We start from the raw sequence: 2179 nt of genomic DNA, 5'->3' as shown, positions 1-2179 counted from the left end.
TGTATTTTCCAAACATTAATGATAGAATAAATTAAATGCAGAAAATTCTATTATTAGAGGGTGATTCCTATAAAAAGAGTAAATGTAACATATGCGCTACTTTACGATGAATTTCATGAAAAAGTATTGATGGTCAAAAATAAAGGAAGACATTCTTCTTATTTTACTTTACCAGGTGGTGCAGTTAAATTAGGTGAAACATTAGAAGAGGCCGCAATTCGGGAAGTAAAAGAAGAAACAGGTTTAGATATAACAGTGGAAGGGATTTTCTCAATAAGTGAGGCTGTTTTTGAAGAAAAAGATCATCATGTCATTTTCTTCAACTTTTTAGGAAAAGTAATTGGGGGAGAGATACATATATCACGTCCAAAAGAAATTGAAGAAATCACTTGGATGGACTTACAAACAGTAGCACCTTATTTGCGCCTTCCGGAACATGTAAAAGATTTATTACAAAAAAGAGAAACTGTACCTTATATTTTTAACGGGACAATTCTTCACAAGTCATAAAGCTAATATTTTTAAGGTGGGAAAACATCGATGAATCTACAATAAGAATTTCCTCTAACACTTCCCAAATAGGTAAAATATCCGAGACACAGCAGATAGATACACTTAGCGGACAAAAGCAGTTAACTATTTCATTTGATGGCCGCTTTATGGTGGAGGCTTTGAAAACAATAAAAGGAGAAACGATTAAATTAAGTTTCGGAGGTTCAATGAGACCAATTTTAATCGAATCGGTAGACCACTCGTCGCTACTACATCTTATTTCACCAGTTCGATCCTATTAGACACATATAATGTGAAAAATATAGATTGGAGATAAGTTATGTGGAAACAGTATGTCATTGAAACTACTAGAGGGAAATTTGAGTACTTTCATAAAGGGGAAGGAGAACCTTTATGTGTATCACATTTGTATAGCCAATATAATGAAAAAGGAAATACGTTTGCAGAACCTTTTACTAAACATTATAGTGTGTATTTAATCAATTTAAGAGGCTGTGATAAATCGGATCAGGCTAGTAGTGACGAAGCTTACAGTATGTCAGAAACCGTAAAAGATTTAGAAGCAATTCGTGAAGCTTTAGAGTTTGAACAATGGGCATTTGCAGGACATTCTACAGGAGGGATGCTAGCTCTTGTTTATGCCATCGAAGCTTATCATAGCTTAACTAAAATAATTGCCGGTGGTACAGCTGCAAGTAAAGCGTATATTTATCATAAAGGAAGTATTTATTGTAAAGAGAACGAACATTTTACAAGAATCATGAACATTATGGACGCTTTAAATAGTCCACATACACCAAAGGAAAAAAGACAAGCACTGGATAAAGAGTGGGCACTTATGTCCTTTTTCTCTGAGGAGAAGTTTGAAAAAGCACTAAAACTGCCGAATAGCGGGAAAGTAGTCGGAGATCGTTTAAACTACTTTATTCAAATTGAATGTAAAACGTATGATGTACGAGAAAAGTTAAAAGATGTAAAGATACCTAGTTTTATTTATTGTGGTAAATATGATGCGCAATGTCCATATGAGTTTTCAAAAGAAATTGCAGAGTTAATTCCTTTTTCTACAATGACTACATTTGAAGAAAGCAACCATAATCCATTTGTTGAGGAAATGAAAAAGTTTGAGATGTTTGTAAAAAGTACTTTGTGAAGAAATGAAGAATAGTAACTCCTTAAAAGAGCTAATAGAAGAATAGCGGGGGAGCAACTATGTATACATATTATTGAAATAAAGTCGCGACGTTTAAAAAAATCCTCCCTTTAGATAGGATTGTCTAAAGGGAGGATTTCTTTATCTCCGAAAGAAAAAGAGCACCTAATGTTTGAAAAGTGAATTAAAGAAGGTCGCGTAAATTGGACTCTTTTTAAGAGTTATTTTGCAAGACGAATTCGTTTATCAATCAAATAGCTCGCTTGGGATTATTTTTTCTGATTCTCGAATCGTAAAAAAATTAATAGGTATTTTTTGTATAGGTACTTCCTCAATTTTTTCTAATTTATCATTGTTAATAGGTAAAAAAGCTAACCCCTTTCCCTGAGCAATGAATTCCTGAATAAGTGAATAAGAATCTAGCTGCTGAAGTTGCTTTTTAGAGAGATTATTCTCCTTCATAAATTCAATTGTATAATTTCTAAAGGGACATTGTTTATCATGGCTAACAAA

The 2179-nt window shown here is 33.0% G+C and carries 2 protein-coding genes and 2 pseudogenes; 3 read left to right on the top strand and 1 reads right to left on the bottom strand.

What is annotated here, in order from left to right:
- Positions 1–69 precede the first annotated feature (69 nt).
- From V7183_RS25665 to V7183_RS25655, 3 genes and pseudogenes are all read left to right on the top strand, one after another.
- Complete coding sequence (locus V7183_RS25665) at positions 70–510, top strand: NUDIX hydrolase (protein ID WP_335361301.1); 441 nt, start codon at positions 70–72, stop codon at positions 508–510.
- Between the two features lie 20 nt (positions 511–530).
- Positions 531–794, top strand: a pseudogene (locus V7183_RS25660) (DNA polymerase III subunit beta); the annotation flags it as partial.
- A 38-nt stretch (positions 795–832) separates the two neighbouring features.
- On the top strand, positions 833–1666 hold the full coding sequence (locus V7183_RS25655; RefSeq protein ID WP_335361300.1) for an alpha/beta fold hydrolase: 834 nt from the start codon (positions 833–835) through the stop codon (positions 1664–1666).
- A 246-nt stretch (positions 1667–1912) separates the two neighbouring features.
- Here the strand turns inward: V7183_RS25655 and V7183_RS25650 are convergent.
- Positions 1913–2179, bottom strand: a pseudogene (locus V7183_RS25650) (LysR family transcriptional regulator); the annotation flags it as partial.

Origin of the sequence: Bacillus sp. JJ1127 (assembly GCF_036965845.1) — a bacterium.
GTDB lineage: Bacteria > Bacillota > Bacilli > Bacillales > Bacillaceae_G > Bacillus_A.
Note: the sequence above shows the minus strand (reverse complement) of the source record. Positions and strands in the feature narration are given on the sequence as shown.

What these genes read in the sequence shown, in the direction of transcription:
- V7183_RS25655 (WP_335361300.1), top strand. Translation starts at nt 833, where the DNA reads ATGTGGAAACAGTATGTCATTGAAACTACTAGAGGGAAATTTGAGTAC.